Here is a 26,686-nt window from a genome sequence, read left to right as displayed (position 1 = left end):
TTATGAGAAATACCCTACTTATCACCCTCATTTTTCTGAGTAGTATTGCGATACGTGCTCAGGAAAACCCGCAGGGTAGAACATTTAATTTCAATTTGCAGGAGTGTCTGCAATATGCTTATGAGAATCAGGATTCGCTAAAGAATGCGCGACTTGATATAGAGAGCGCTAAGTATAAGGTTAAGGAGACAATAGGGATCGGGCTACCACAGGTGAGTGGAAGTGCACAGTTCCAAGACTATTTAAAGATTCCAACCACATTAATTCCTGCGGAATTTTTTGGAGGAGCTCCTGGAACTTTTGCACCTGTACAGTTTGGGGTGAAGTACCAGGGAAACGCAGGTCTTTCCGCTAGCCAGCTAATATTCAACGGTACTTACCTGGTGGGATTACAGGCTTCCAAAACTTATAAGGAGCTAAGTGAGAGAAATTACAATAGAACGAAAGTTGCAACAACAGTAGCTGTAACAAAAGCGTATTACCAGGTTTTGGTGAGCAATGAGCAGATCAGGCTTTTAGACGCGAATGTTGCTCAATTGTCGCAGCAGCTTAAAGAGACAACGGAGTTGAACAAGCAAGGCTTTGTTGAGAAAATCGACTTAGACAGGTTAAGTGTTATATACAATAATTTGTTAACAGCAAGAGATAATACCATAAGGTATTTAGAGCTTTCTAAGCAGCTTCTGAAGTTTCAAATAGGAATGCCAGTAATCGAGAACCTCGAGGTTAAAGAAAAAATCGTCAACATCAATCTGGATGTCAATTCATCTTTGGCTGTTGATACCACAGCTTATAGGAGTAGAATAGAGTACGGGTTGTTAGAAACCCAACAGAAACTTAATGATCTGAATATCCGCAGGCTGAAGTCGGAGTATTTGCCTTCTCTCGCAGCATTTGGAAGCACTTCTTATTTATTTCAAAGTAACCGTTTCTCTGATTTATTTGATGCTAAATACCCCACCACTGTTGTAGGCTTACAATTAAATGTTCCACTATTCAGTGGCTTTCAAAAGAAGTACCAAATTAAGCAAGCTCAAATTGAGTATAAAAAGACTTCGAACTTTTTGAATGTGGCTAAAAATGGTATTCTTTTACAACAGCAAAATGCTCGAATTACTTATCAAAATAGCATTCAGTCTTTGAATAACCAAAAGGCGAACATGAACCTGGCTCAAGAAGTACTTCGAGTGTCAAAGATCAAATACCAGGAAGGTGTAGGCTCAAGTATTGAAGTTACTCAAGCTCAAACAGAGTTGGAAACTGCTGAGAATAATTACATCCAGGCTTTATATAATGCCTTAGTAAGTAAGGTAGACCTGGATAACGCTTACGGACGAATTCAATAACCATTACAATTAATATAACTCATGAAAAGATTTACATATTTAATAGCAATAGCAATATTCGCAGCTTGCGGACAATCAAAAGATCCGAAGGCGGAATTAGCGGAACTTAAAAAAGAGCGAGCATCATTAGATAGCAAAATAGCAAGCCTGGAAAAAGAAGTTGGAGGAGGTAAACCAGCGCTACAGGTTACTGAAGTTTCTGTTGTAGAAGTTCAACCAGTGATCTTCAAAAGCTTTGTAGAGGTTCAGGGCAAAGTTGATGCACAGGAGAATGTTCAGGTGAGTGCCGAAGCTCCGGGAGTTATCACTGCTATCAACGTTAGACCAGGACAACAAGTTAGCAGGGGGCAAGTCTTGGTTCAGTTGGATGATAAAGTGATACGCCAAAATATTTCGCAGTTACAAACTCAGTTGGAGCTTCAAACCAGCTTATTTAATCGTCAGAAAAAGCTTTGGGACCAGAAAATTGGAACTGAAGTACAGTATATTACTGCGAAAACTCAAAAAGAGGCGGTGGAGAAACAGATAGCCGTTTTACGCTCTCAATTGGCCATGTATCGTGTTAAATCTCCAATCTCGGGTACTGTCGACCAGATGGATTGGAAATTAGGCCAGGCTTTAAATCCTGGTATGCCTGGTCTGACTGTGGTTAATGCAAATAATCTCAAGGTAAAAGCTGAGGTTGCAGAATCGTATGCAGGAAGGGTTAATACAGGTGACGAAGTAATGGTAATCCTTCCCGATGCTCAAGACAGTCTAAGTACTAGGGTGACATTTGCTTCCAGGGTGATCGATCCTGCTTCAAGAAGCTTTGAAGTGAATGTAAAACTACCAGCAAAAGGGAAATACAGACCGAATATGTTAGCGATATTGAAAATCGTTGACTTCAGATCTAATGGCGCACTTACAGTACCTATCAACGCTGTACAGAAATCTGAGAGTGGAGAATTTGTTTATGTTGCTGAAGGCGGAAAGGCAAAGCGTGTAATCATTACCACTGATAAAGTTTCAGAAGGTCAGGCTTTAGTAGCGAGCGGCTTAAAAGCTGGCGATAAAGTAATCACCCTTGGGTTTCAAAATTTGAACGAAGGGGATCCTGTTAAAATATAAGGCAGAATTAGTATAAAACTAATATCTCATCTCTCAAATCTCTTATAAGATGAAAGACGTATTTAAAGAATTTAAGCCCTCAAGTTGGGCGATTGATAACAAGATGGCTATCTACGTCATCACTGTTATCATCTCCATAATGGGTATAATCGCATATAATAATATGCCGAAGGAGAACTTTCCGGAGGTTATTATTCCGAAAATATTTGTAACGACGATCTACCCGGGAACCTCTCCAGGCAATATGGAGAGCCTTGTTACTAAACAGATCGAGAAGGAGTTACGGGGACTGAAAGGATTGAAGAAAATTACTTCAAACTCTTACCAGGACTTCTCTATGATCACCGCGGAGTTTAATGCCGATGTTGAAACGAAGGAAGCAAAGCAGCTGGTAAAGGATGCGGTGGATAAGGTAAAAGGTGATTTGCCGAACGATTTACCAAATGATCCTTCTGTTTCTGATATTAACCTCGCAGATCTTCCAATTGTTTATGTGAACATTTCTGGTGACTATGACTTAAAGACGCTGAAAAAGTATGCAGATGACCTTGAAGATCAAATTGAAGGGTTAAAAGAAATTTCTGGGGTAGATATCGTAGGAGCGCTTGAACCCGAAATTCAGGTGAATGTAGACATGAATAAAATGGCTGCAGCCCAGGTTTCTTTTACAGATATTGAAAACGCGATCAGATACGAGAATATGACCATCTCAGGAGGAACGGTTCCGATGGATGGTGTAAGACGTACCTTAAATGTTAAAAAGGACTTTAAATCTGCTGAGGAAATTGGTGACATGATTATTAAAGGTCCTACCGGTGCCTCTATTTATCTCAAAGATATCGCAGAGGTAAAGGATTCCTTCAAGGAGCAGAAAAGTTATGCAAGATTATACGGTAAGAACGTAATCACACTAAACGTTAAAAAACGCAGTGGGGAAAACCTTATCGAGGCATCTGATAAGATCAATGCTCTTATTAAAGAAATGAAGGAAACTTCCCTTCCCAAGAATCTTCAGATTACTTTGACAGGGGACCAATCCGATCAGACTCGGGTTACCTTGCATGACTTGATCAATACAATCATCATTGGTTTTATACTGGTAACCGTGATCCTAATGTTCTTTATGGGAGTGACCAATGCCCTGTTCGTTGCACTTTCAGTCCCATTGTCGATGTTCGTAGCATTTTTGACCATGCCAGCCTTGGGTTCTATTGCAGGATTTAGTTTCACTATGAACATGGTGGTATTATTCTCCTTCCTGCTTGGTTTAGGTATTGTTGTGGACGACGCCATTGTGGTAATTGAGAATACCCACCGTATTTTTGATAATGGAAAAGTTCCTATTGTTAAAGCGGCAAAGATGGCTGCTGGTGAAGTTTTCTTACCAGTACTTTCAGGTACACTTACCACATTAGCTCCCTTTGTTCCTCTATTATTCTGGCCGGGTATTATCGGGAAGTTTATGTTCTTCCTACCCACAACCTTGATCATAACCTTGCTGGCCTCGTTAGTGGTAGCATATATAATAAACCCTGTCTTTGCAGTCGACTTTATGCAACCGCACCATGAAGGGGAACATAAAAAACCGACTTTCGACAAAACCGTTAAGAAAGTTCTTATTATCCTGGGTGTTATTGCTATTATCGGATATGTAATCTCCTTCGGACTTGGAAACTTTGTAGTGTTCCTTGCATTACTGTATCTATTGAATCATTTTTATTTGACTGGATTAGTTAAACGTTTCCAGGAAAATGCATGGCCAAGGTTTCAGGATCGATACGCAAACTTACTGGTATGGGCTGTTGCGCGTCCAAGGACAATGATCTTCGGTACATTGGGCTTATTTGTTTTCACTATTGTACTTATTGGAATTTTTCCACCTAAAGTTGTATTCTTCCCCGAATCTGATCCTAACTTCATCTATGCCTATGTTCAACTTCCTGTCGGAACCGACCAGGCTTATACCAATGAGGTAGTTAAAAAGGTAGAAGACAGAGTAACTAAAGTGGTTGGCCGTGATAATAAAATTGTCTCCTCTATTATTTCTAATGTTACCGTAGGTGTAACGGACCCCCAGGATGAGGATCAGGGTGAATACACTAACAAAGGGAAGGTGACAGTTGCCTTTGTTGAGTTCGGAAAGCGCGATGGCGAAAGTACCGCAATCTATCTGGATAAGATTAGAAATGCAGTGAAAGGTATTCCTGGTGCCCAGATTTCGGTAACAAAAGAGCAGTCCGGGCCTCCAACAGCAAAACCAATTTCAATAGAAATCACTAGTGATAATCTGGACTCGATTGTAAAAACTGCAGATCGCTTAAAGAAGTATCTTGATGCGAAGCAGATAGCGGGAGTGGAGGAATTAAGATCTGACTTCCAGAATAACAAGCCAGAGATCTTGTTTGATATTAACCGTGAAAGAGCTAACAGAGAAGGGATTTCTACGGGACAGATCGGTAAAGATCTTCGTACTGCAATTTATGGAATGGAAGCTTCTAAATTCCGTGATGATGACGAAGATTATGAGATCAATGTTCGAGCGCAGGAAGATCAGCGTAATAACCTTCAGGCTATTCGCAATATGAAAGTCACTTACCGGGATATGGCAATGGGAGGAATGATCCGTCAGGTGCCGATGTCGTCATTTGCAGATATTGATTATGTAAATACTTATGGTGGTATTAAACGCAAGCAACAAAAAAGGATAATTATCCTTTCCTCCAACGTATTGGGTGACTATAACCCTAATGAAGTTGTAGCATCTGTTCAATCGGAGATAGATCAGTTCAAGGCTCCTGATGGAGTAATGATCAAGATGGCCGGAGAACAGGAAGAGCAAATGGAGACCGCTAATTTCCTTGGTGGAGCGTTAATGACAGCCTTCGGGTTGATCCTTGTTATCCTTGTGCTCCAATTTAACTCAATCAGTAAACCGCTTATTATTCTGAGTGAGGTATTATTCAGTGTTATTGGGGTATTTCTTGGTATTATTATTTTCCGGATGGAAATGTCGATCGTAATGTCGGGAGTTGGTATTATAGCCCTTGCTGGTATCGTTGTCCGTAATGGTATCTTGTTGGTAGAATTTACGGATCTGATGGTCCAACAGGGAATGTCTGTAAAGGATGCGGTGATTGAAGCTGGACGAACACGTATGACACCAGTGTTGCTGACAGCAACTGCGACAATACTTGGTTTGATTCCTTTGGCTGTAGGGCTAAATATGGACTTCGCGAAGCTCTTCAGCGAGTTTAATCCGCACCTGTATTTTGGGGGCGACAACGTGGCCTTCTGGGGACCGCTATCCTGGACAATGATATTTGGTCTAGTGTTTGGTACATTCCTAACCTTAGTGTTAGTTCCATGTATGTACCTTATTGCGGATACGAATTCAAAAAGGGTTAAAAGGTTCTTTGGCAAGAAACCAGTTATCGAGCATCATAAAGAAGTGATGGTAGTAGAAAAACATTAATCCATTACCGAAATAAAAGAAGAGGGCCTGCAAATTTTATTGCAGGCCCTCTTCTTTTATTTCGGTGTAAAATAAAAAAGCTGCCCGAGATCCTCGGACAGCTTTTTTATTTTCCTTTTAATCTCGGATTAGTGAGCAGGAGCAGCAGTAGCTGAATCAGTAGCTGTACCAGCAGCAGCTGAATCTGTAGTAAGACCAGCACCAGCAGCAGCAGTATCAGTAGTTAATGAAGTATCAACTGCAGCTGAATCAACAGTAGTTGAATCACCTTCGCCACCTGATTTGTTAGAAGAACAAGCAGCAACTGATAAAGAGATAGCTAAAGCAAGGAATCCGAATTTGAATAAATTTTTCATTTTTTTGAGGTTAAGCTTAACGATTAAACAAATAATATTTAACCTTAATACCGGAATCTTAAAAAGGTAACCTGGTGGATTTAAAAATTTTTAAAAAATATTTACAGGACATGAATTAGCTGCTTTAAGGCCTTACTGCAGGTTGAAGTATATGAACGAAGACAATTTATTGATAACAATTGAAATGGCGTGGGTTTGAAGAGGATAACAATTAAGGGGGAAGCTATTATTCTTACCGAAGATAGGTTTGGGAATGACAATTAATGTAGGATAGATTCTTTGAAAAACCAGGGCACAAAAAAAGGCTGCCGATACAATCTGGCAGCCTTTATTCCTTTTATCGGATCTTAGTGAGCAGCTGGAGCAGCAGCAGTAGTGTCAGCAGCAGCAGCAGTAGTGTCAGCAGCAGTATCAGCAGATGCAGTGTCAGTAGCTAGTGAAGTATCAACAGCAGCAGAATCAACAGCAGTTGAATCAGAAGCACCTTCTGACTTGTTAGAAGAACAAGCAGCAACTGATAAAGAGATAGCTAAAGCAACAAATCCGAATTTGAATAAATTTTTCATTTTTTGGGGTCAAGTATAATAATTAAACAACTAATATTTAACGTTAATACCAGGTCGGCAAAAAAGTAACCCAACTTTTAATAAATTAATTATTTTTTTTTTTACTTATCATTGGGTTACAATTAACACAATAGCGTATTAAATAGTGAGCAAAGAGATAAAAAGGTCAGTACCAACGGATAGTGAAGTAATATTGGGTATCCTTAATGGCTCAAAAGATGTTCTTGAAAAAGTTTATAAGGCATATTTCCCGATGATATTGCAGATGATTGTAATGAATAACGGAAATGAAGATGATGCTAAAGACATATTTCAGGAATCAGTATTAGTTCTTTATGATAAGGTAAAAAGCGGAAACTTTGAACTGAACAGCAAGCTTAAAACGTTTATCTATTCAGTATGCCGCAGATTATGGTTGAAGCGTCTGAGTCAGCTTAGTCGCAATGCTGGAAACGTTAGGGATTTTGAAGACGTTTTGCCAGTTGAGCATGATCTCGAAAGGCATGAAGAAAAGGATAAACAGTTCAAACAAATGGAAAAAGCGCTCGTTCATCTCGGGGAACCGTGTAAGACGATCATTGAAGACTTCTACATTCATAATAAATCAATGCAGGAGATTTGTGAGAAGTTTGGTTACACAAACGCAGATAATGCAAAGAACCAAAAATACAAGTGTCTGCAACGTTTGAAGAAGATATTCTTTCAAGCATGATTAACGCTATTTAAAGATGAAAATGACAGAACAAATTGAGGCTTACTTAAGGGGAGAGATGACGGAGAGTGAGAAAGCCGAGTTTGAAAAGCTAAGAGCAAGAGATCCGTTAGTGGACCAGCAAGTAGTGGCCCATCAAACATTTATTGAACAGCTGAAGGATTACGGCAATAAGCATACGCTGATCTCGGAGATGAATGCGATACATGAGACCCTGGATATGCACGCTATTAAAGGTGAAGTTCTTCCAAAATCTCTTATTGTTCGAAAGCTATGGGATAAATACAGGATGAACGCGGCAGTAGCAGCATCGGTTGCTTTGCTTGCAGTTTTTGGTACTTTGTTCTCTACCGGATATTTTTCTAAACGTAATGCGCTGGTTTCGGGCTACAATGCTCTTCGCAGAGAGATGAGTAAGGAGGTTGACAGAAAGATCCAGCGTTCTAAGAAGGAGCTTATGCAAAATATTAAAGCTCATTCTATGCAGGGGCCTGTTAATCCCGGTGAGTACAGCGGAACTGGTTTCGCTTTAACTGCCAGTGGTTATATTGTAACAAATAATCATGTGATCGAAGGCGCTGATTCTATCTATATACAGGACAATAGTGGCAATTCTTATAAGGCAAGGAAAGTTTATGCCCAGCCCCAGTATGATATTGCCGTTCTGCAGATCATCGATAAGAATTTCTCATCTTTAAAGGCTCTTCCTTATACTTTCAAAAAGTCTACAGCTGATTTAGGAGAAAATGTATATACTCTCGGCTTTCCAAGAGAGGATTATGTTCTTGGAACCGGATACGTAAGTTCAAGGAATGGTTATAAAGGCGATACAGTGCAGTACCAAATAGACATACCTGTAAATAGCGGTAACAGCGGAAGCCCCGTATTGGATACAAAAGGAAATATCTTAGGTATAGTAAGTGGAAAAGAAAATAATGTCGATGGAGCTTCTTTCGCTGTGAAATCCAAGTATTTGATAGAGGCACTGGATGCGGCACCAGAAGATGTTAGAAACAATCTGGTGTTGAACAAAAAGAATGCTCTTTCCGGATTAAGTCGTAAGGATCAGATCAAGAAAATCCAGGACTATGTTTTTATGGTGAAAGTATATTAATAGAAATACAAGGTGGTTATATATCTGAAAGCCTTTCTGTGATTACAGAAAGGCTTTCTCTATTTTAAATTCATTGTTATAAGCACACTGTGTTAAACTGTTTATCTGTCAAGTTCCCCTAACACAATATCGATAGAGCCGATAATGGCAATTAAATCGGCAATAAGAATACCTCTTGAAATTTCAGAAATAACATGAAGGTTGTTGAAGCTTGGTGCTCTCGCTTTAACCCTTTTGGGGATCTCTGATTTACCATCCGTAATGAAATAATAACCCAGCTCGCCTCGTGGGCTTTCGGCACGCAGGTAGTAATCCTGAGCTTTAGGGATTATCTTTTTAGGAAGCTTAGCCCTTGGATCAAAATCAGAAGTCCTTTTAAGGTCTTTCATTAAGCGTTCAAGGCACTGTTCAATCATCTTAACAGACTCTTCAATCTCATCTACCCTTACTTTAAACCTGTCCCAGCAGTCGCCGGTTGTGCCCATTTCTCCTTTTCCGATAGGAATATCAAACTCCAGTTCCGGGTAGGCGGAGTATTCGTCAACCCTTCTTAAATCCCATTTTAAGCCGGAAGCTCTAAGCATAGGACCAGAACAACCATAGTTGATAGCAACGTCGAGAGGAAGTATACCTACATTTGCCGTACGTGAAATAAATATCTGATTGTCGGTAAGAAGTTCATTCAACTCTTTCATTTTCGGCTTAAAGTAATCGACGAACTCTTTACAGCGTTCCTCAAAACCTACAGGCAGATCATAATACAATCCGCCTACCCAAATATAGTTGTACAGCATCCGGGACCCTGAAGCCCATTCAAGCATATTCATGATGTGCTCGCGATCGCGGAAACACCATAGAAAGGGAGTGAAAGCGCCTATGTCAATGCCGTAAGTTCCTAATGCTATCAAGTGGGAGCCGATCCTGTTTAGTTCACATACAAGGACACGGATATATTCAATTCGCTTTGGTATCTCCTTGTCTATTCCCAACATACGTTCAACACCCATCACCCATGCATGACTATTGTTCATCGATGCCAGGTAATCCATTCGATCGGCAAAAGGGATTGTTTGCTGGTAGGTCAGGTTTTCTGCATGCTTTTCGAAGCAGCGGTGCAAATAGCCCACATGAGGAATAACCTCTTTAACAATTTCTCCGTCAGTGATCAGCTCTAATCGTAGTACCCCATGTGTAGAAGGGTGCTGGGGTCCCATATTTAAGATCATTTCGGTCGACTGTGCTTCCGCGATCAGCTTCTCGTAGTGAGTTCTATAAGGAGTGTTTGATTTCGTTTCCAATAGATTTCCCTCTTTATCAGACTTTAATTCCATGATAATATTCCTGCGCCTTGTAGTCCTTTCTTAAAGGATAACCTTCCCAGTCATCCGGCAAGAGGATACGACGAAGATCGGGGTGGTTTTCAAAATGAATCCCTACAAGATCATAAGCTTCCCGCTCATGCCAGTCGGCCGTTCTCCACACATGATTTACAGATGGAAAGGAGGGAAGCTCCTCGCGGCTGCGATCGTGGTATTTCTTTACCTTAAGGGTGAGCTGAGTTTTATAAGGAAAAGAGCTAAGATTATAAACAACGCCAAACATATTCTCTTCAACTCCATAATCTACCCCTGAAAGACATGCAAGAAAGTCGAAATAAGTGTTTTCGTTGTCGCGTAGCTCAAGACAAACTTCGGCAATGCGGTCATGATGAATGATTAAAGCCGGTTGTAATCCGGTTCGTTCTTCTCCCACAATAACCTCTTCTCCGAACTTACTAACGAGAAGTGCTTTTATTTCATCAAACTGCATAAATTAAGGTGCTAGTCGTACGATCTTCCAGTTATTTTTATCTGATTTTTTGTAAACGATCCTATCATGTAAGCGGGCCGCTCCACCTTGCCAGAATTCAACTATTTGAGGTTTCAGGATATAGCCTCCCCAGTGAGATGGTTTGGGAACTTCCTTGCCTTCATACTCTTTCTCGAGTTTCTGAAGTTTTTCCAGTAAGAGTTGCTTGCTTTGTATCTCCTGACTTTGTTGCGAAACAATAGCTCCGAGCTGACTTTGTTTAGGACGAACATGGAAATACTGTTCAGATTCTTCTTTACTTACCTTTTCCAGTACTCCTTCAATGCGCACCTGTCTTTCCAGTTCTCCCCAGAAGAATAGTATAGATGCATTAGGATTTTTGGCGATTTCTTTCCCCTTACGACTTAGGTAATTGGTGTAGAAGGTAAAGCCGTTAGCGTCGAAACCTTTCAGCAACATTATCCGGATTGATGGTTTTCCATCAGGAGAGGCCGTAGCCAGGGTCATTGCATTTGGTTCAAAAATTCCTGCGTCCATTGCTTCCGCAAACCAGTTGGAAAACTGACTAATAGGATCGGGTGCGACTGATTTTTCAGACAGGGTAGCAGCCTTGTATTCCTGCCGCAAATTCTGGATAGTTTCTTTACTTAAAGCCATGTTATTGCAAACTTACACAATGCAAATTTTTTAACACTATATCCGTCTCAAATCATTGTAAAAACATATATTGGAAAGGCATTGTTATCTAAATATGATAAACTCAGTAGCACCACAATCAGGCAGTTTGCTGCTTTCTGAACCCTTTATGTTAGATCCCAACTTCAAAAGATCTGTAGTTTTAATTGCAGAGCATAACGATGATGGGACTGTTGGCTATGTGATGAATCAGAAAAGTGGGTATTACCTTCAGGATCTAATTCCCGAGCTTCCAAATGCCTCATTTCCTGTTTATGTTGGCGGTCCAGTGGGCAACGATACGCTTCATTTTATTCACCGCTGTAATGACAGGATGCTTAGCGGCGCTGAAATTGCAAAGGGAATATTCTGGGGTGGGAATTTTGAAACCTTGAAGCTTCTTATCCAAAACAATGAAGTTGACGAGGCGGAAGTGAGATTCTTCCTGGGTTATTCAGGATGGGACCTGGGGCAGCTGGATAAGGAACTTCAGCAGAATTCCTGGCTGGTTACCAATAATTATGACTCAGGATTTTTATTTGATGACGAGCATGACAACCTATGGAGAAACGTAATTCTTGGTTTAGGCCCAAAGTACGCCCATATTGTTAACTTTCCTGAAAATCCGCAATGGAATTAGGAGAAGATATGTGAATTGCTTGTACAATTCACATATCGAACGGTCTTTTTATCCTTCGAGATCTTTCTTGTTAAATTCCGAAGTTTTATGGAATTCAACGTCAGGAAAATCCCGTATAGCAGTATTGATAGCCCAATCGTTATCTGCCAGGAACACTGTATTGCCGTCTTTATCATAAGCGATATTCGATGCCCGTCTATAGACGATCTCCTCCAACTGCTTCTTATTTGTGGAAGTGATCCAGCTCGAACGCTTGTAGTTAAGCGGTCTAAATGCACACTTTGCACCGTACTCGTGTTCTAACCTGAAGCTGATCACCTCGAATTGAAGTTCACCCACAGTTCCGATGATCTTCCTGTTGCCAGGCTGTTGAATAAATAACTGGGCTACGCCCTCCTCGGTAAGTTGCTGTATACCTTTTTCCAATTGTTTAGTCTTCATTGGATCCCGGTTTTCCACTTCTTTAAAGATTTCTGGTGAGAAGCTCGGAATTCCTTTGAACTGAAGTTTTTCACCTTCCGTTAAGGTATCTCCAATTTTAAAGTTTCCGCTATCATAAAGACCTACAACGTCTCCGGGCCATGCCTGTTCAACTAGGCTTTTTTCGTTCGCCATGAAGTCCATCGGATTGGCAAATTTCAATTTCTTATCAAGGCGGGTATGGTAGTAGAATTTGTTACGCTCAAATTTGCCTGAAGATATTCTTAAAAAAGCAATCCTATCGCGGTGGTTAGGATCAAGGTTTGCGTGTATTTTAAAGATAAAACCACTAAAATTCTTTTCGGTAGCCGTTACCACTCTTTGCTCAGCTTCACGGCTGGTAGGACTAGGGGCTATATCTATAAAGGTATCAAGGATCTCACGAATACCGAAATTATTGATAGCACTACCAAAGAAAACCGGGGCCAATAATCCGTCCAGGTAAAGACTTTTTTCCAGAGGTCCATAAATGCCTTCTACAAGTTCAAGGTCTTCTTTAAGCTTAGCCAATGCTTTTTCCTGTAAATGTTCTTTCAGTACTTCGTCTTCAAGATCCCTGACCTGAATTACAGGCTCGGTAACCTTGCTTTTATCCAGCTCAAAAAGGTTTAGTTGATTGTCGAAAATATTGTATACACCCTTAAATGTATACCCCTGACCAATAGGCCATGATTGAGGACAAACACTAATTTTCAGGGTGCTTTCGAGTTCATCCAGAAGATCGAAGGGATCTTTACCCTCACGGTCTAATTTATTAATGAATATAATTACGGGAGTACTTCGCATGCGGCAAACCTCCATTAACTTTTTGGTTTGCTCCTCAACCCCTTTTACACTATCCACAACGAGAATAACACTGTCAACAGCAGAAAGCGTACGGTAAGTATCTTCTGCAAAGTCTTTGTGCCCCGGGGTGTCAAGGATATTAATGCGTTTCCCTTTGTACTCGAAACCCATAACAGAGGTTGCAACCGAGATACCTCTCTGCTTCTCGATCTCCATAAAGTCGGAAGTAGTATTTTGGTTAGCCTTGTTCCTTTTAATTGCGCCCGCAGTATTGATGGCGCCACCAAATAACAGGAATTTTTCTGTCAGGGTAGTTTTGCCGGCATCGGGGTGACTGATGATCGCAAAGGTTTTTCTTTTTTCTATTTCGGGATGAGTACTCATAATATTTCTTAATACGCCAAAAGCGCAATGGTATTATCAATAAAATTTAAGGCTTTAGAAGAAAAGTATTGAAATTAGGTATGTAAGCGGACATTTCTTCATCGTGACTGCAAATGTAAGAATAAAGTGGAATTTGGAGACTTTATCTTTTTAATCTCTTGTGTTGGAGATGTATAGGGCTACGAATGAAGTGTCGTCAGACATAGAATAACAGTCTTAGTTAATGCAGTATTGCGCGTAAATACTATTTTTTAAAATCGTAGAAGCCGATCAATTCATCCCATCTGCCGCCCGGTCTGCGATAGTAAAAGAAGAACTGGTAGCTATTTCCTGTTTGAAAATAGGACCCTTCGAAAATGGTGTGATCAATGCTTGCTTGCGCGCCTGAGCGTTCTACCCAGACGTATTGATAGTCATAAACGCCTTGCTTTAAATACATTTCTCCGTAAAAGAGCTCCTTTGCAGGATCGTAGGTCAGACGATTTTCTTCTTTAAAACTATAATCGTTAAACTTACCTATTACATAGGCTTCGCCCGATGAGGATGGGGCGGGTGATGCCAGGGTAAAGCCAACTCGCGCGTAATCAGCGTCAGTGCGGTTATCCCGGCCATCGGTATTACGAATGAAGAAATTGCCGTTGGAGTCGAACAGGAAAGCATAGCTAGAATTGCCCAAGTTGGGGTCCGGCAGAAGCTGCACCACATTCACTGAATCTCTTATAATTCTTGCCACACGTTCTGTTTTAAACCTCAGGCTCCTGATGTCAAACCGCCTGAATTCACCTCCTCCAGCGAAGTCGAACGACCGCACATCGTTGTAGATCAGCTGACCTGGGCGTACAAATGTTGGTTTATCAGCGAGGATGGAAATATCGAATCTTCCGTTCTGCATGACCAGGGTCTTTACATCAAGGTAAGGATTTTGGATATTGAGAGCACCGTGATTGACAATGAAGTTTATCTTTTGGTTCCTCTGTCGCGCTTCGATCTGGTTGGACGCCAGTAGCTCTGCACTAATACTAACTATAGGGTTGACTACAAAAAAACGGCGTGTGATGATCAGCTTTCTTTGATCTCCGTTCTCATATATCTTCAGCAGGTAGTTGCCCGATATTTTCGGCTTAATAGTGTAGGTGGGGAAAATTAGTTCGTAATGGGTGTACTTCTGATAGGTATTGAAGGAATAGCGATAATCGTTGATCCTGTCTTCCGTAAAGTTTTCAAGGTAGTCGATGGGAGAGAGGCGGCTACTGTTCCAATTGACATCGCAGTGTTCAATAGTGTAATTGAAGTTTCTGGTACCTCCCCTTAAGTCATCAAATGCTAATAGCAGTTCATCAGATGAACCTAAAGTCAGTACGGGCAACGATTGCTCTTTGTTCCTGTTGTAAAACTCTATTGTTTTTATCTGCGGGATGTACACCCAGTCCCGGTAAAGTAATTTCTGGTCGGGTATATCCTCATTGACAGACCTTTGCTTATTCTTCTTCTGAGCGAAACAAGCCAGGTTAATCAGCAGGATAAAAACAATAGAGAAATATTTCATTCAATTATAACGATCTGGAGATCTAAGCGTTTTCCAGCTCTAAAATTTGTTCAGCGAGGCTCTCCCAATCCGCCTGGACGGTTTGCAACTCAGTTTTAGATTTTTGATAACGTTCGTTCACTTCATCAAGCTTGGGTTTGTTGGCATAAATGCTTTGATCCCCAAGTTCTAATTCTGCGCGCTGCACTTCTTTTTCCAGGATTCCCATTTTTTCTTCCAGTTGCTGAAGGGTCTGATTCAGCTTTTTGAGCTGTTTACCTTTATCTTCAGAAACCGGAGGCTTTTGCTTAGGTTTTTCCTCTTTTTTAGGTGCAGGAGCAGGAGTTGCTTTTGCCGTAGTAACCGGGCGTTTTGCTGCCCACTCTTCGTATTCCTGATAAGTTCCCGGATATTCTTTGATCTGTTGATCTTCAATGTACCAGATCTTGTTTGCAACATTATCCAGGAAATACCTGTCGTGGGATACTACAATAAAGGTACCTTCAAACTGTTGTAATGCTTGGATAAGGATGTTAACCGACTGGATGTCCAAGTGGTTGGTAGGCTCATCCAGGATCAGGAAGTTAGCGTCAGCTGTTAGTGCTTTTGCAAGGGCTACACGCGATTTCTCGCCTCCGGATAGAACTTTGATCTTTTTGAAAGCATCGTCTCCTGTAAAAAGAAAACAACCTAGAATTGAACGCAGTTCAGTCTCGGTATGTTTAGGAGCGAATGCTTGTAATTCCCTTAAAATTTCATTTTCCAGATGAAGAGATTCTAATTGATGCTGTGCAAAAAAGGTAACGCTAACGTTATGCCCCATTTCAGCTAGTCCCGTATACTCTTTATCGGTTTTAGCAATAATTCTTAAGAGTGTTGATTTTCCCCGGCCATTAGCTCCTATCAACGCGATCTTGTCGCCTTTTTCTATAACTGCGTTTGCATGATTTAAAATTTGAAGTCCCGGATATTCTTTAGAGACATCTTCAATTCGCATTACATGCCTTCCGGACTGCTTGCTGAATTTAAAGCTAAAGTTAACCTCGGGGTTATCATCATCCACGTCATCCACGCGCTCCATTCTTTCCAGTGCTTTTATTCGCGACTGGGCCATTTTAGCTTTACTCGCTTTGGCGCGGAAACGCTCGATAAGGCGCTCTTCCTGGCGTATCTTAGCCTGCTGGTTTTTAAACTGATTACCTTGAATTTCTTCCCTTAAGGATTTTTCCTCCAGATAGAAACTATAGTTCCCGGCATAAGGAATGAGTTTGCCTTTACGGGATTCAACGATCCGGTTAACAACGCGATCAAGGAAATATCTATCGTGAGAGACAATTACAATCGCACCTTCAAAAGCCTGGAGATAAGACTCGAGCCATTTGATAGAGGGTAAGTCAAGGTGGTTGGTAGGCTCATCAAGCAGAAGGATATCCGGAGCCTGAAGCAGTATTCTTGCCAGCATAACTCGCATTCTCCATCCTCCGGAAAACGTTGCTAATGGACGATTTTGATCCTCTTCGCTAAATCCAAGTCCCGCAAGAATTTCGTGCGCTCTAAACTCAATACTATAGCCATCAAGAGCTTCAAACTCATGCTGCTTGTCACTTAGCTTATTCAGTATTTCTTCTGAGTAGTCGGTCTCTAATTTCTTAAGGAGGCTTTCGATCTCGGTGTGAAGCTGATTCTGTCGTTCAAAGGCTTCCATGGCAACATGCAAGATGCTTTTTTCCGAATGATAAGAAAGCAGGTCCTGATTGAGATACCCGATCTTCAAATCTTTGGCCATTGAAATGGTACCGCTTGTAGGGCTGTAAGCGCCAACGATAAGCTTTAATAAAGTAGTTTTGCCGGTACCATTAGCACCGATCAATCCAGTTTTGTCTCCTGGTTTAATATGCCAGTTAGCTTCATCATACAGAGCCCTTGCACCAATCTCGAACGTAAGGTTATTAATTGCAATCACTTTGCGAAATTACGATTTTAAAAAATAAGATTAATACGCTGATTTTAAGGGTTAGAAAAAGGAACGGAGAAAAATGTTAGTTATTATTGACTAACTTTATATGAATGTCGATGTTAAGTACGAAACACTAGTACCTATGAGAAACGTCAAAGTTTTAGCTATAGCTAACACAGTTTTTTATGTTATTGCGAATGTGATTTCTTATTTGTCAAATACTGGCATCTTCGGTGGTAGAACTATAGGTGACGTTTCTAATAAGTACGAAGCTCTATTTGTTCCGGCGGGATTCACTTTTGCCATTTGGGGAGTGATCTACGCTTCACTTTATGCTTTTGTTATTTATCACCTGGTTAAGGCCTTTAAGGAGGATGAACTACATGAAGCTAATAAGGATTTGAAAAAACTTGGCTGGTTATTTACCATTAACAATATTGCCACGGCTGGGTGGGTGATAGTGTGGGTATATGAGGGATTGATTTTCTCTGTGATACTTATGCTTATTCAACTGGTCACTCTCATCATGATGAATGTAAGGCTTCACATCTATAATCCGCATCGCTCTGTTGCTTCCAGGATCTTTACACAATTTCCTCTCGCAATTTATTTTGCATGGATCTGCATCGCCACCATCGCGAATATCAGCTCCTCCTTATTAGGGTTGGGCTTCGATGGGGGAGTGCTTTCCCCGCAGACCTGGACTGTTATCCTGATTGCTGTTGCAACCCTGATCTCAATTTTTATTATTCTTGGCTGTAAAGATATCTTCTTTGGTATGGTGGTTATTTGGGCTCTATACGGAATAATAAGTAAGAGAAAACTAGACGGAGCGGAAAGCTATCCTGTCATTGTATTCTCAGCACAGGTTGCTATTGCTCTCATTGGCCTGGCTGTTGTGTTTCAACTAGCCAGGAATGTTAAGGCGGGAAAGTACATGCTAAACGGTAATGTTTAATTCCTTACCGGTTAAGAATAGGTACCCGTTTTGAAGATCATGCACAAATTCAACCTGTACCTTGCCGATCAAGGTGCCTGCATCTATGAACTTTTTATCCTTATCCGAGAAGAAGAAGTCGAGGTGTTGGTTACAGTCCTTCCATAAATTCTTATCATTCTCATCCTTTGTAAATCCGGCTTTGGAAAGCCATTTTTCGTTAATGGGAATTGGTATGATCTCATAGAATTTGATTCTGAAGTGATAGCCTTGTCGCGGAACCAACATCTCTCCGATGATATTATCTTTTTGAATTTCTTGTATTGCTAAATAGCCCTCTTCGTTCTCCCGGGGACTTATTTTTATCAGGCTTCCTTGTCTTAATTTTTTAATGTCCATTGTTAAATTAATTATTTCAAGCTTTCGAAGCTGTATTTGGCATCAGACCAAAATTCATCCAAAGCTAAAATACGAGGTTTGAAAAATGAAATAAGCGCAGGCCAATCATTTTTATTAAACACATTTACGTTATTAAGCTCTGTATAGATTCTGCAAATGATTTTTCCATTTTCATCTGTGGTATGCAAAAGCCATTCCCATTCTTCGTTCAAATAACTCTTAAGAATAGTTTTAAGTTCTTGAAACTGTTCAAAAAATAATTCCTGAATACCCTCGTCCGGGTGAGTGATCTCTATTCCCACAAATGCATTGCGCTTGTCGGCATCCAATCTAAAATAAACATCCTTTACTCCGGTCTTGTAGTTTAACCAGTTAACCCGCACACCTTCAACGCTTTTGATCGGCGCCATATAACTGCCGAATGCGGTCCAAAATTCTTTTCTTATCTGCGAGGCCTGCTCCCTTGTGTACATCTAAGGCAAATTAAATTTAATTAATAGAAATATGAAAGCTTGCTACTGAGATAATCCTCTATCTGCCGAGCCGGAAGTGTCTAATTTAGCTTCAGAAGGAACCATATATTTATAGTAGAGCAAACCGGTAGAAGTAAGAATGATGCCTAACAGGGATGGAAGGGGCGCGGTATATAGGGTAGTTAACATAAATATTAACTGAATTGCCAGAACGATAGTTATGGTAAACGGAAAAGCCCAAACACGATAAGGTCGTTCTTTATCCGGGAATTTATACCGAAGTACGATAACTGAAGCAAATGTTAAAACATTAAAGACGGAAGATGTGAATGAGAAGTAATCTATTATTGCCTCATAAGCATTCTCGGCAACCGTAGAAAAAAGGATCAGGAGGGTAGTCCATAGAGCCTGAGCATATAAGGCATTATTTGGTGTTTTGTACTTAATATGAACAGTTGAGAGTCTGCCGAAGAAAAGCTTGTCTCGCGCCATAGCATACCAGGTGCGACTCTTTACCAGGAGTTGGGTATTGACATTGCCAAAGGTGCTTACCATTATTGCCGAAGTAATAATAAGCGTTCCAATTGTTCCTGCTGCTACCTGCATTGCATCAGCTGCGACTACCTTAGCCTTTCCCATTTGGATTGGTCCAAGTGTGTTTATATATGCCGTATTAATAAGAAGGTAAAGGACGAGGACGAGGCTAATTCCGATAAACAAGGACCGCGGAAGATTTTTACGTGGATTTTTTACCTCCTCGGCTACATATGTGGCTCCTTCCCAGCCACTGTAAGCGAAGAACCCGTAACGCATAGCGGTAAAGATCGCAACAATGCCTGCCCAGCCAGAAGTTTGACTAAGATCAGGGTCACGAAAATTCTCAGGATGTATTCCTGATGAGAAGCCCATTATGATGATGATAGTCAGCACTCCTATTTTCAGGAGGCTAAAGATATTCTGAAGGCGTCCACTCAGTTGTATCCCGAATGAATTAAGTAAGGTGAGAAGCCAAACAAGGATTGTGGCAACAGCAGCAATAGTATATTTTGATATTTCAGGGTTGATAATTGTTAATGCTGTTTCAGAGAAGAAAACTGATACGGCTGCAATTGCACCTGTTTCTGAAACAAAGAACATTGCCCAGCCCCGTAGGAAAGTTACGATTGGAGGGTATGCAGCTTTTAGAAATACATAAGGACCTCCAGATTTAGGCATCATGGCAACCAATTCAGCATAACATAATGCTCCCAGGATCGTCGCCAGTCCTCCAATGATCCAAACGCCATAAAACAAGCCTACGGAAGCAGTTATAAACATAATAGGCGCAGGAGTTCTGAAAATTCCTGAGCCTATTATCCGATTTACAACTATTGAAAGAGTTTCCGGTAACCCAAGTTTTCTTTCGAGTTCTGTTTTCTCATCAAAAAGCTGAGCGTCTTTTTGCATATACCTTCAACATCAAAATTCAGTGGATGTTTATGAGAAGGGAGGAATGAATGATTGAATGATTGAATGAGTGAGTGAGAGAATGAGTGAATGAGAGAATGAGAGAATGAATGAATGAATGAATGAATGTTGGAGATTAATGATTAATGGGAGCTTCGATCAGCAGATATTTGCTGCTGGTAATATTTTCTATTTGAACCCGGTCTGTAGCCCATAGTCCGATTGCGTCTCCTGGCTCAATTTTATGTCCCTCAACTGAAAGTTCTCCTTCGATGTTGAATATGTAAACAATCTTATTTAAGGGATTTAGAGTGTAGCTGGTAGCTTGACCAGGATCAAAGTATCCTAATGAGAGTTTTGCATTCTGATTGATCCAGCAATGCTCTTGTCCCTCCTCGTTGCTTACAATGGTTTTGAGAGTATTTTTTCGCTTTTCTTCCGGAAAATATCTTTTTTGATAGCGAGGATTAATATTTTGCAGCTTGGGCTCGACCCATATCTGCAAAAAGCGAACTTCTTCCTCACCTATATTGTATTCTTCATGGCGTAGTCCCGTTCCCGCACTCATTATCTGTACCCAGTCTCTTTCCACTACTTCTGAATATCCCAAGGTATCCTTATGGTTCATCTTACCTTGCAGCATAATCGAAATTATCTCCATATTACTGTGTGGATGAATACCAAAGCCTTTGCCTGCCTCGACAAAATCATCATTGAATACCTTAAGAAGTCCGAAGCCATTTTTTTCCGGGTTGTAATAATTTGAGAAACTGAAAGAAAAGTTGCTCACAAGCCATCCCAAGTTCTTTACCCCTCTTTCGGCTGATTTGAATATTTTGAAATTCATGTTCAGTGTTGTTTTTAATATTTAGTATTCCAGTTCCTTGCCTGGGTATAGCCAGTTATTTCCTATTGATTTATACCGTGCCCGTTTTTCAAATTTATTGTGAAAATTTCTCCTATGAATTGATCTAGGATAAGAATTTGAAATATTTTTATTGCTTATTGTCAGTATGTTAGTTCCTATGTTTCTCTGTTTTATCAATAATCTACCATTTTTATAGGATATTAATAATAAAGTACTAGATTTGCATTGTCGATCCAGATTTTAATACCTTATTAAATCGAGATCATATCCTTATCTTCAACATAAAAACTTGATACTATGTCAGAGAAAAACCTACGATTCGAAACATTACAGATCCATGCCGGACAAGAAGTAGATCCAACAACTAACTCTCGCGCTGTTCCCTTGTACCAAACATCTTCTTATGTTTTTACAAGTTCAGAACATGGAGCGAATTTATTTGCCCTAAAGGAATTTGGAAACATCTATACACGGTTAATGAATCCTACTACGGATGTTTTTGAAAAGCGTATGGCTGCATTAGAAGGTGGTGTGGCAGCTTTGGCGGTTGCTTCGGGACAGGCAGCGCAATTTATCGCATTAAATAATATCCTTCAGGCCGGAGATAATTTCGTAACTACCTCATTCTTGTACGGCGGCACTTATAACCAATTCAAGGTGTCTTTTAAGAGATTAGGAATTGAAGCGAGATTTGCAAAAGGGGACGATCCAGCTAGTTTTGAGGAACTTATAGATGAAAATACAAAAGCATTATATCTCGAAAGCATTGGAAACCCAGGCTTCAATATTCCTGACTTTGAGAAATTTGCTTATTTGTCGCGTAAATATGATCTGCCCTTGGTTGTAGACAATACATTTGCTGCAGGAGGGTATTTATTCAGGCCACTAGAGCACGGCGCGCATGTAGTTGTAGAATCTGCTACGAAGTGGATTGGCGGGCATGGAACAAGTATTGGGGGTGTAATTGTTGACGGAGGAAATTACAATTGGGGAAATGGTAAGTTCCCTCAATTTACCGAGCCATCGGATGGTTATCACGGGCTGGTGTTTAATGATGTTTTTGGCATTGGCGGACCATTCGGGAATATACAATTTATAATTCGGGCCAGGGTTGAAGGTTTACGTGATTTTGGGCCGGCAGTTTCTCCTTTTAATTCCTTCCTCTTCATTCAGGGACTTGAAACATTGTCGCTGCGTGTGCAGAGGCATGTAGATAATGCACTTGAGCTTGCTACCTGGTTGGAAAAACATCCTCAAGTAGCCAAAGTTAATTACCCAGGTCTGGAAAGCAGTCCTTATCATGCAAATGCTAAAAAGTATTTGAAAAACGGATTTGGGGCCGTGTTGTCTTTCGAGATCAAAGGAAGTAAGGACCGGGCGATTCAATTTGTTGATAGTTTGAAATTGGTTAGTCACCTTGCTAATGTGGGTGATGCTAAAACTTTAATTATTCAACCTTCTGCTACAACGCACCAGCAATTAAGTGAGGTTGAGCAGGTAGCGGCGGGCGTTACTCCGGGATTGTTAAGAGTTTCGGTAGGAATTGAGCATATTGCCGACATTAAAGCAGACTTTGAACAAGCCTTTGCTGCTATTACTAATGAAGAGTTAGAAGTAGTATCTCAGACATCCTAACCCTGATCAGAGGCTAAAAGAGTAGGTTTCGAGTACTTGCTCTTTTAGTGGATGTTATGATGTTAAAGAGCGCTGGTTTTTCAGTGCTCTTATATAGCCGGGTGGCCGAGAGGCGAGGCAAGGGTCTGCAAAACCTTAAACAATGGTTCGAATCCATTCCCGGCGTCGATAAGTATTAACACGGTTTGGCTGAATTATAATGGTAAAGCTTCATCGCCATACAGGTCCTAAATCTTATCCTATTAGTAGGTTGTCCGTGAGCCTATTTCGTAGGCCGCGGAGAATCTACAATCTTTCTTCAACCTCATAAAAAAATTAAAAGTCTTATTGGTACGCCTGATAGTTTTCAGGAGTTGCCCGATGCTTGCTTTTTAGGGTGGTATTAAACTTTAAAATTTCACGGAAATAATTTTGATAGTGGCCTAACTAGGTAATTTTTATGGTGGTTACATTCTTTTTTAATAAAAGTTTTTACCTGGTGTGTATTTAATGTTTCTGAATTTCAGAGCTTTAGCTTTTAAATAGGTGTTCAGACATATTTTTTTTTAATTTTTTTTGTCTATGTAGTGCTTATATATATATTTGTAACGCCCTCCCAAAGGGCATGTTTTTCATAGGTAGATGTAGGGTCGAATACTAGTATTCGACCCTTTTTTTCGTTATCAGGCTATGTTTTGTTTTTATGAAGGTCTGACCTCCTTTTAGGAACAACTCCAACTTTTTACATAAATCTTATACAGTAAATTAGGGAATTACTAATTAAACCTACTAACTTAGTAGGGTTAAAGAAATTTATCTTAATCTAATAATTTATTCTATGAGCTTACGATTAGGCGATTTAGCCCCAAACTTTAAAGCAAAGACCTCACAGGGTGAGCTTGACTTTTACGAATATATTGGCGATAGCTGGGCCGTGTTATTTTCACATCCCGCTGATTATACTCCGGTTTGTACTACTGAATTGGGAAGAACAGCTTCTCTGAGTGAAGAATTTGCTAAGCGCAACGTTAAAGTAATAGCGCTAAGCGTTGACCCAGTTGACAAGCATCAAGGTTGGATCAATGACATTAATGAAACTCAGAATGTAGAAGTTAACTTCCCTTTGATTGCTGATGAAAATAAGGAAGTAGCAGAAGCTTATGGAATGATACACCCTAATGCTTCTGAAACAGCTACGGTTCGTTCTCTTTTCATAATAAGCCCCGATAAGAAGATAAAGCTTATTATTTCTTATCCGGCTTCCACAGGAAGAAACTTCCAGGAGATCCTGAGGGTAATTGACTCACTTCAGTTAACAGCTAATTATAGCGTGGCAACTCCTGCCGACTGGAAAGAAGGAGAGGATGTTGTAGTAAGTCCGGCAATTAAAACAGAGGATATTCCAGCGAAATTTCCTAAAGGACACCGGATTGTAAAGCCTTATTTGCGCTTTACTCCGCAACCGAATAAATAAAAGCAAGAATCCCGGTCCTACAAATGGAACGGGATTTTTTATTGCTGAACTTTTATTGTATGAATCGTAAGTAGGTTATCACTCGGACCTTTACAGAAAATCAAAAAGTCTTCTCCTCCGTCCTGAACCTTGTGTTTCTTCTTAAGTTCTTCGGGCGACATTGGAAAATTACGGGAGATAATATTAGCCTTCTTTATCTTATTGTCTTTACTGAACTGGCTGTACGTTTTAACGTCTTTCACTTCAAATGAACGCCCAATAAATCCTGGCATGGGATCCTTTGACGTATAAAGATGAGTGTTGACGTTAAGCTTTGAAAGTTTATACTGGTTTGAGATCGATTTGAAGCCGCCTGCTTTTAATAATGCAACATCTGGCTCGAACAGATAGTTACTGGGCATGCTAAAATCCACCTGCTTTAGTTCTTTCTCTGCCGATAAAGTAAAGCTAAAATTTTGCTCTACTCCACTTGATAGCGCAGCACAATGTACCACCGGTTCTGCTTCAAAGGCTGCATCGATTACCCAGATCAGCTCCTTACAATCGTTTTTAACGCTAATGACGTGTATTTCACTTACATTATACAATTCGTTAAGCCCCGACTGGATATCGAAAAGCGGAGAGGTTTTAATGATAGTGCGGGCTGCTCTCTCCAGAAACATCGGGAGGTTTTCAACCACATCCGGCTCAGTATCTTTTAATAGAAATACTTTTTTGGATTGAACCCTTCTTGCTGGATCAACGTAGATCGTGTCAAATTGCGAATTTGAGCTCTTTAGGCATTCGATACTGTTGCCCACAATGAACTCAATATTGCGGGCTCCCAAAATACCCGAATTATGTTTTGTAATAGCTGAAAGTTCTTCATCACGTTCGAAATAACTTACTTTTTCGACCTTTTGGGAGAAGAAGTAATCATCAACCCCAAATCCGCCAGTAAGATCAGCCAGGGTTTTTCCCAACACCAGTCTGCTCTTATATGCTGCCGTTTGTTCTGATGATGCCTGTTCTATATTCAGTTTAGGCGGATAATAGATACCGGGAGTGTTAAACCAGGTGGGGAGTTTCTTTTCGGATCTCTTTTTACCATCTATTTGTTGGGCAAGCTCAGCGCTGCTAAGTGCTTTAAACGGGCTTTTAGAAAGCAGAAGCTTATTAATGTCAGTATTGAGATGATCATTTATAAACCTCTGGGCCTCGCTATTTAAAATTTCTTTGTTCAAACATGAAAATTTAATAGTTCTTCTGATTGCACTGCTACCTTAGCCTTTATACAGTCTTAACAACCATTTGGGCGGTATGGCGGCTCAATTGTTCTAAAAGCACGGTTTTTCCTTCAGACAGCTTTCTAAGCATTTCTGATTTATAATGCCTTACAGTGATCAAAGTTAATCCCTCGTTGTACCTGAAGGTATAATTCCTCTCAAGTAGCGCCTTAAGCTTATGAAACTTTCGTTCATCCCAATCAAAGCCAGCCGAAAAGCTTATTGCAGATAACTGCATTGTGTTAGTCTTTACATGCGCTTTTGCAAAAATCCCGTATATCTCGCAAAGGTGCTCTTCTGTTATAAAAGCCAGATCTTTGCTTGAGATAGTAAGTAATATCTGATCCTTTTTAATAATAATTGCCGGCTCTGTAATAATGATATTGCTTTCGGTTATCTTAGTTCCTTGCTCTTCCGGCGCAAGGAATGGCTTTACAAAAAGTGGGATCTTTGAATTTTGAAGAGGTTTGATGGTCTTAGGATGGATTACTGTGGCCCCATAATAGGTCATTTCCAAAGCGTCGCGATAAGAAAGCTCTTCGTATTTGACAGTGTCCGAAAATAGCTTGGGATCAGCATTTAATACCCCTGGTACATCTTTCCATATGGTAACAGCTTCGGCTCCAAGGCATGAGGCGAAAATAGCTGCGGTATAATCTGACCCCTCTCTGCCTAACGTTGCGGTGAAGTTCTCGGATGTGCCTCCAATAAAACCCTGGGTGATAGCCACCCGCTCTTCGATAATTCCCGGAACCTGCGACTGTATAGCTGATGTTGTTTTATTCCAATTTACCTGACCTTCCCGGTAAGTATTATCCGTATGAATAAAGCTTCTTGCGTCAAGCCATATATTTTCAATCCCAATAGATCCGAGGTAAGCACTTACAATTTTGGTCGATACCAATTCTCCTAATGAAACTATCTGGTCGTAGATATAATCGTAATCATCGTGAGGTTCTTCCTCCAATATCCAATCGATCTCTACAAAAGAATTAGCAATATCATCAAAAACAGGATGGTTAGCGCTGCCAAAAAGATGAAGCATGATAGCCTCGTGGTACTCCTTTATCCTCTCGAAGATCTCATGCATATTCTCCTGTTGATTTACATAAGCATAGGTTAGGTCTTCCAATGCATTAGTCGTTTTTCCCATGGCAGAAATAACCACCAGGAGCTGCTTACCTGTATTAAGCCTTATTATTTGTGCGAGATTTCTGATGCCTTCTGCATCTTTTACAGATGCTCCACCAAATTTGAATACTTCCGCCATTCGGATTT

At 40.5% G+C, this 26,686-nt stretch carries 23 protein-coding genes and 1 tRNA gene; 10 read left to right on the top strand and 14 right to left on the bottom strand.

What is annotated here, in order from left to right; all coding sequences use genetic code 11:
- The first annotated feature begins 2 nt into the window (after window positions 1-2).
- The 3 genes from J4N25_RS07200 to J4N25_RS07190 are packed head-to-tail and all read left to right on the top strand — an operon-like array spanning window position 3 to window position 5,928.
- Window positions 3-1,346 carry a TolC family protein gene (locus J4N25_RS07200; RefSeq protein WP_207421462.1) on the top strand — a complete coding sequence of 448 codons (1,344 nt, stop codon included), beginning with the start codon at window positions 3-5 and terminating at the stop codon, window positions 1,344-1,346.
- 21 nt (window positions 1,347-1,367) lie between these two features.
- A complete protein-coding gene (locus J4N25_RS07195) occupies window positions 1,368-2,456 on the top strand; it encodes an efflux RND transporter periplasmic adaptor subunit (RefSeq protein ID WP_207421461.1) in 1,089 nt (362 codons plus the stop codon).
- A gap of 49 nt (window positions 2,457-2,505) precedes the next feature.
- The gene (locus J4N25_RS07190; protein ID WP_207421460.1) at window positions 2,506-5,928 is read left to right on the top strand and encodes an efflux RND transporter permease subunit; all 3,423 of its coding nucleotides are present in this window, start codon (window positions 2,506-2,508) and stop codon (window positions 5,926-5,928) included.
- Window positions 5,929-6,056: 128 nt separating this feature from the next.
- Here J4N25_RS07190 and J4N25_RS07185 read toward each other — a convergent pair whose 3' ends face one another.
- Window positions 6,057-6,284 carry a hypothetical protein gene (locus tag J4N25_RS07185; RefSeq protein ID WP_207421650.1) on the bottom strand — a complete coding sequence of 76 codons (228 nt, stop codon included), beginning with the start codon at window positions 6,282-6,284 and terminating at the stop codon, window positions 6,057-6,059.
- 347 nt (window positions 6,285-6,631) lie between these two features.
- A complete protein-coding gene (locus J4N25_RS07180) occupies window positions 6,632-6,850 on the bottom strand; it encodes a hypothetical protein (protein ID WP_207421459.1) in 219 nt (72 codons plus the stop codon).
- Between the two features lie 145 nt (window positions 6,851-6,995).
- On the opposite strand from J4N25_RS07180, the gene J4N25_RS07175 reads away from it, so the two are divergent.
- Both J4N25_RS07175 and J4N25_RS07170 read left to right on the top strand, forming a co-directional pair.
- Window positions 6,996-7,562 (top strand): RNA polymerase sigma factor, encoded by a 567-nt coding sequence (locus tag J4N25_RS07175; RefSeq protein ID WP_207421458.1) that lies wholly within the window; start codon window positions 6,996-6,998, stop codon window positions 7,560-7,562.
- Window positions 7,563-7,584: 22 nt separating this feature from the next.
- Complete coding sequence (locus tag J4N25_RS07170) at window positions 7,585-8,676, top strand: S1C family serine protease (RefSeq protein ID WP_242695793.1); 1,092 nt, start codon at window positions 7,585-7,587, stop codon at window positions 8,674-8,676.
- A 101-nt stretch (window positions 8,677-8,777) separates the two neighbouring features.
- Here the strand turns inward: J4N25_RS07170 and J4N25_RS07165 are convergent, their stop codons facing one another.
- From J4N25_RS07165 to pdxH, 3 genes are all read right to left on the bottom strand, one after another.
- On the bottom strand, window positions 8,778-9,902 hold the full coding sequence (locus tag J4N25_RS07165) for an NADH-quinone oxidoreductase subunit D (RefSeq protein WP_242695829.1): 1,125 nt from the start codon (window positions 9,900-9,902) through the stop codon (window positions 8,778-8,780).
- An 88-nt stretch (window positions 9,903-9,990) separates the two neighbouring features.
- Window positions 9,991-10,485 (bottom strand): NADH-quinone oxidoreductase subunit C, encoded by a 495-nt coding sequence (locus J4N25_RS07160; protein ID WP_207421455.1) that lies wholly within the window; start codon window positions 10,483-10,485, stop codon window positions 9,991-9,993.
- Between the two features lie 3 nt (window positions 10,486-10,488).
- Entirely contained in the window at window positions 10,489-11,142 is a 654-nt protein-coding gene (gene pdxH, locus J4N25_RS07155; RefSeq protein ID WP_207421454.1) for a pyridoxamine 5'-phosphate oxidase, read from the bottom strand.
- Window positions 11,143-11,236: 94 nt separating this feature from the next.
- Between pdxH and J4N25_RS07150 the strand changes: the two genes are divergently transcribed.
- Window positions 11,237-11,800, top strand: a complete 564-nt coding sequence (locus J4N25_RS07150) for a YqgE/AlgH family protein (RefSeq protein ID WP_207421453.1) — start codon at window positions 11,237-11,239, stop codon at window positions 11,798-11,800.
- 48 nt (window positions 11,801-11,848) lie between these two features.
- Here the strand turns inward: J4N25_RS07150 and J4N25_RS07145 are convergent, their stop codons facing one another.
- The 3 genes from J4N25_RS07145 to J4N25_RS07135 all read right to left on the bottom strand — a co-directional run bounded on the left by J4N25_RS07145 (window position 11,849) and on the right by J4N25_RS07135 (window position 16,938).
- Entirely contained in the window at window positions 11,849-13,450 is a 1,602-nt protein-coding gene (locus J4N25_RS07145) for a peptide chain release factor 3 (protein ID WP_207421452.1), read from the bottom strand.
- Window positions 13,451-13,694: 244 nt separating this feature from the next.
- Window positions 13,695-14,996: a type IX secretion system plug protein gene (locus tag J4N25_RS07140; protein WP_207421451.1), complete on the bottom strand. Its 1,302-nt coding sequence runs from the start codon at window positions 14,994-14,996 to the stop codon at window positions 13,695-13,697.
- Between the two features lie 22 nt (window positions 14,997-15,018).
- A complete protein-coding gene (locus J4N25_RS07135; RefSeq protein ID WP_207421450.1) occupies window positions 15,019-16,938 on the bottom strand; it encodes an ABC-F family ATP-binding cassette domain-containing protein in 1,920 nt (639 codons plus the stop codon).
- A gap of 136 nt (window positions 16,939-17,074) precedes the next feature.
- Between J4N25_RS07135 and J4N25_RS07130 the strand changes: the two genes are divergently transcribed.
- The gene (locus tag J4N25_RS07130) at window positions 17,075-17,890 is read left to right on the top strand and encodes a TspO-related membrane protein (protein ID WP_207421449.1); all 816 of its coding nucleotides are present in this window, start codon (window positions 17,075-17,077) and stop codon (window positions 17,888-17,890) included.
- On the opposite strand, the gene J4N25_RS07125 is transcribed toward J4N25_RS07130, so the two are convergent.
- The 4 genes from J4N25_RS07125 to J4N25_RS07110 form a co-directional block, all read right to left on the bottom strand.
- Window positions 17,873-18,268, bottom strand: a complete 396-nt coding sequence (locus J4N25_RS07125) for a hypothetical protein (protein ID WP_207421448.1) — start codon at window positions 18,266-18,268, stop codon at window positions 17,873-17,875. The two genes, J4N25_RS07130 and J4N25_RS07125, sit on opposite strands and share 18 nt — an antisense overlap.
- Window positions 18,269-18,279: 11 nt before the next feature.
- The gene (locus J4N25_RS07120; protein ID WP_207421447.1) at window positions 18,280-18,741 is read right to left on the bottom strand and encodes a DUF4268 domain-containing protein; all 462 of its coding nucleotides are present in this window, start codon (window positions 18,739-18,741) and stop codon (window positions 18,280-18,282) included.
- A 42-nt stretch (window positions 18,742-18,783) separates the two neighbouring features.
- Window positions 18,784-20,187 (bottom strand): APC family permease, encoded by a 1,404-nt coding sequence (locus tag J4N25_RS07115; RefSeq protein ID WP_207421446.1) that lies wholly within the window; start codon window positions 20,185-20,187, stop codon window positions 18,784-18,786.
- Window positions 20,188-20,323: 136 nt separating this feature from the next.
- Complete coding sequence (locus tag J4N25_RS07110; protein ID WP_207421445.1) at window positions 20,324-21,034, bottom strand: pirin family protein; 711 nt, start codon at window positions 21,032-21,034, stop codon at window positions 20,324-20,326.
- Window positions 21,035-21,352: 318 nt separating this feature from the next.
- On the opposite strand from J4N25_RS07110, the gene J4N25_RS07105 reads away from it, so the two are divergent.
- The 3 genes from J4N25_RS07105 (at window position 21,353) to J4N25_RS07095 (ending at window position 24,143) form a co-directional block, all read left to right on the top strand.
- Window positions 21,353-22,690, top strand: a complete 1,338-nt coding sequence (locus tag J4N25_RS07105; RefSeq protein WP_207421444.1) for an O-acetylhomoserine aminocarboxypropyltransferase/cysteine synthase family protein — start codon at window positions 21,353-21,355, stop codon at window positions 22,688-22,690.
- Between the two features lie 95 nt (window positions 22,691-22,785).
- A tRNA-Cys gene (locus J4N25_RS07100) sits at window positions 22,786-22,856 on the top strand.
- Between the two features lie 651 nt (window positions 22,857-23,507).
- Entirely contained in the window at window positions 23,508-24,143 is a 636-nt protein-coding gene (locus tag J4N25_RS07095; RefSeq protein ID WP_207421443.1) for a peroxiredoxin, read from the top strand.
- A gap of 38 nt (window positions 24,144-24,181) precedes the next feature.
- On the opposite strand, the gene J4N25_RS07090 is transcribed toward J4N25_RS07095, so the two are convergent.
- Both J4N25_RS07090 and J4N25_RS07085 read right to left on the bottom strand, forming a co-directional pair.
- On the bottom strand, window positions 24,182-25,366 hold the full coding sequence (locus J4N25_RS07090) for a THUMP-like domain-containing protein (protein WP_207421442.1): 1,185 nt from the start codon (window positions 25,364-25,366) through the stop codon (window positions 24,182-24,184).
- A gap of 46 nt (window positions 25,367-25,412) precedes the next feature.
- A complete protein-coding gene (locus J4N25_RS07085) occupies window positions 25,413-26,678 on the bottom strand; it encodes an aspartate kinase (RefSeq protein WP_207421441.1) in 1,266 nt (421 codons plus the stop codon).
- Between the last annotated feature and the right edge of the window lie 8 nt (window positions 26,679-26,686).

It is taken from the genome of Desertivirga brevis (assembly GCF_017355835.1).
This window is presented reverse-complemented; position numbering and strand designations above follow the sequence as displayed.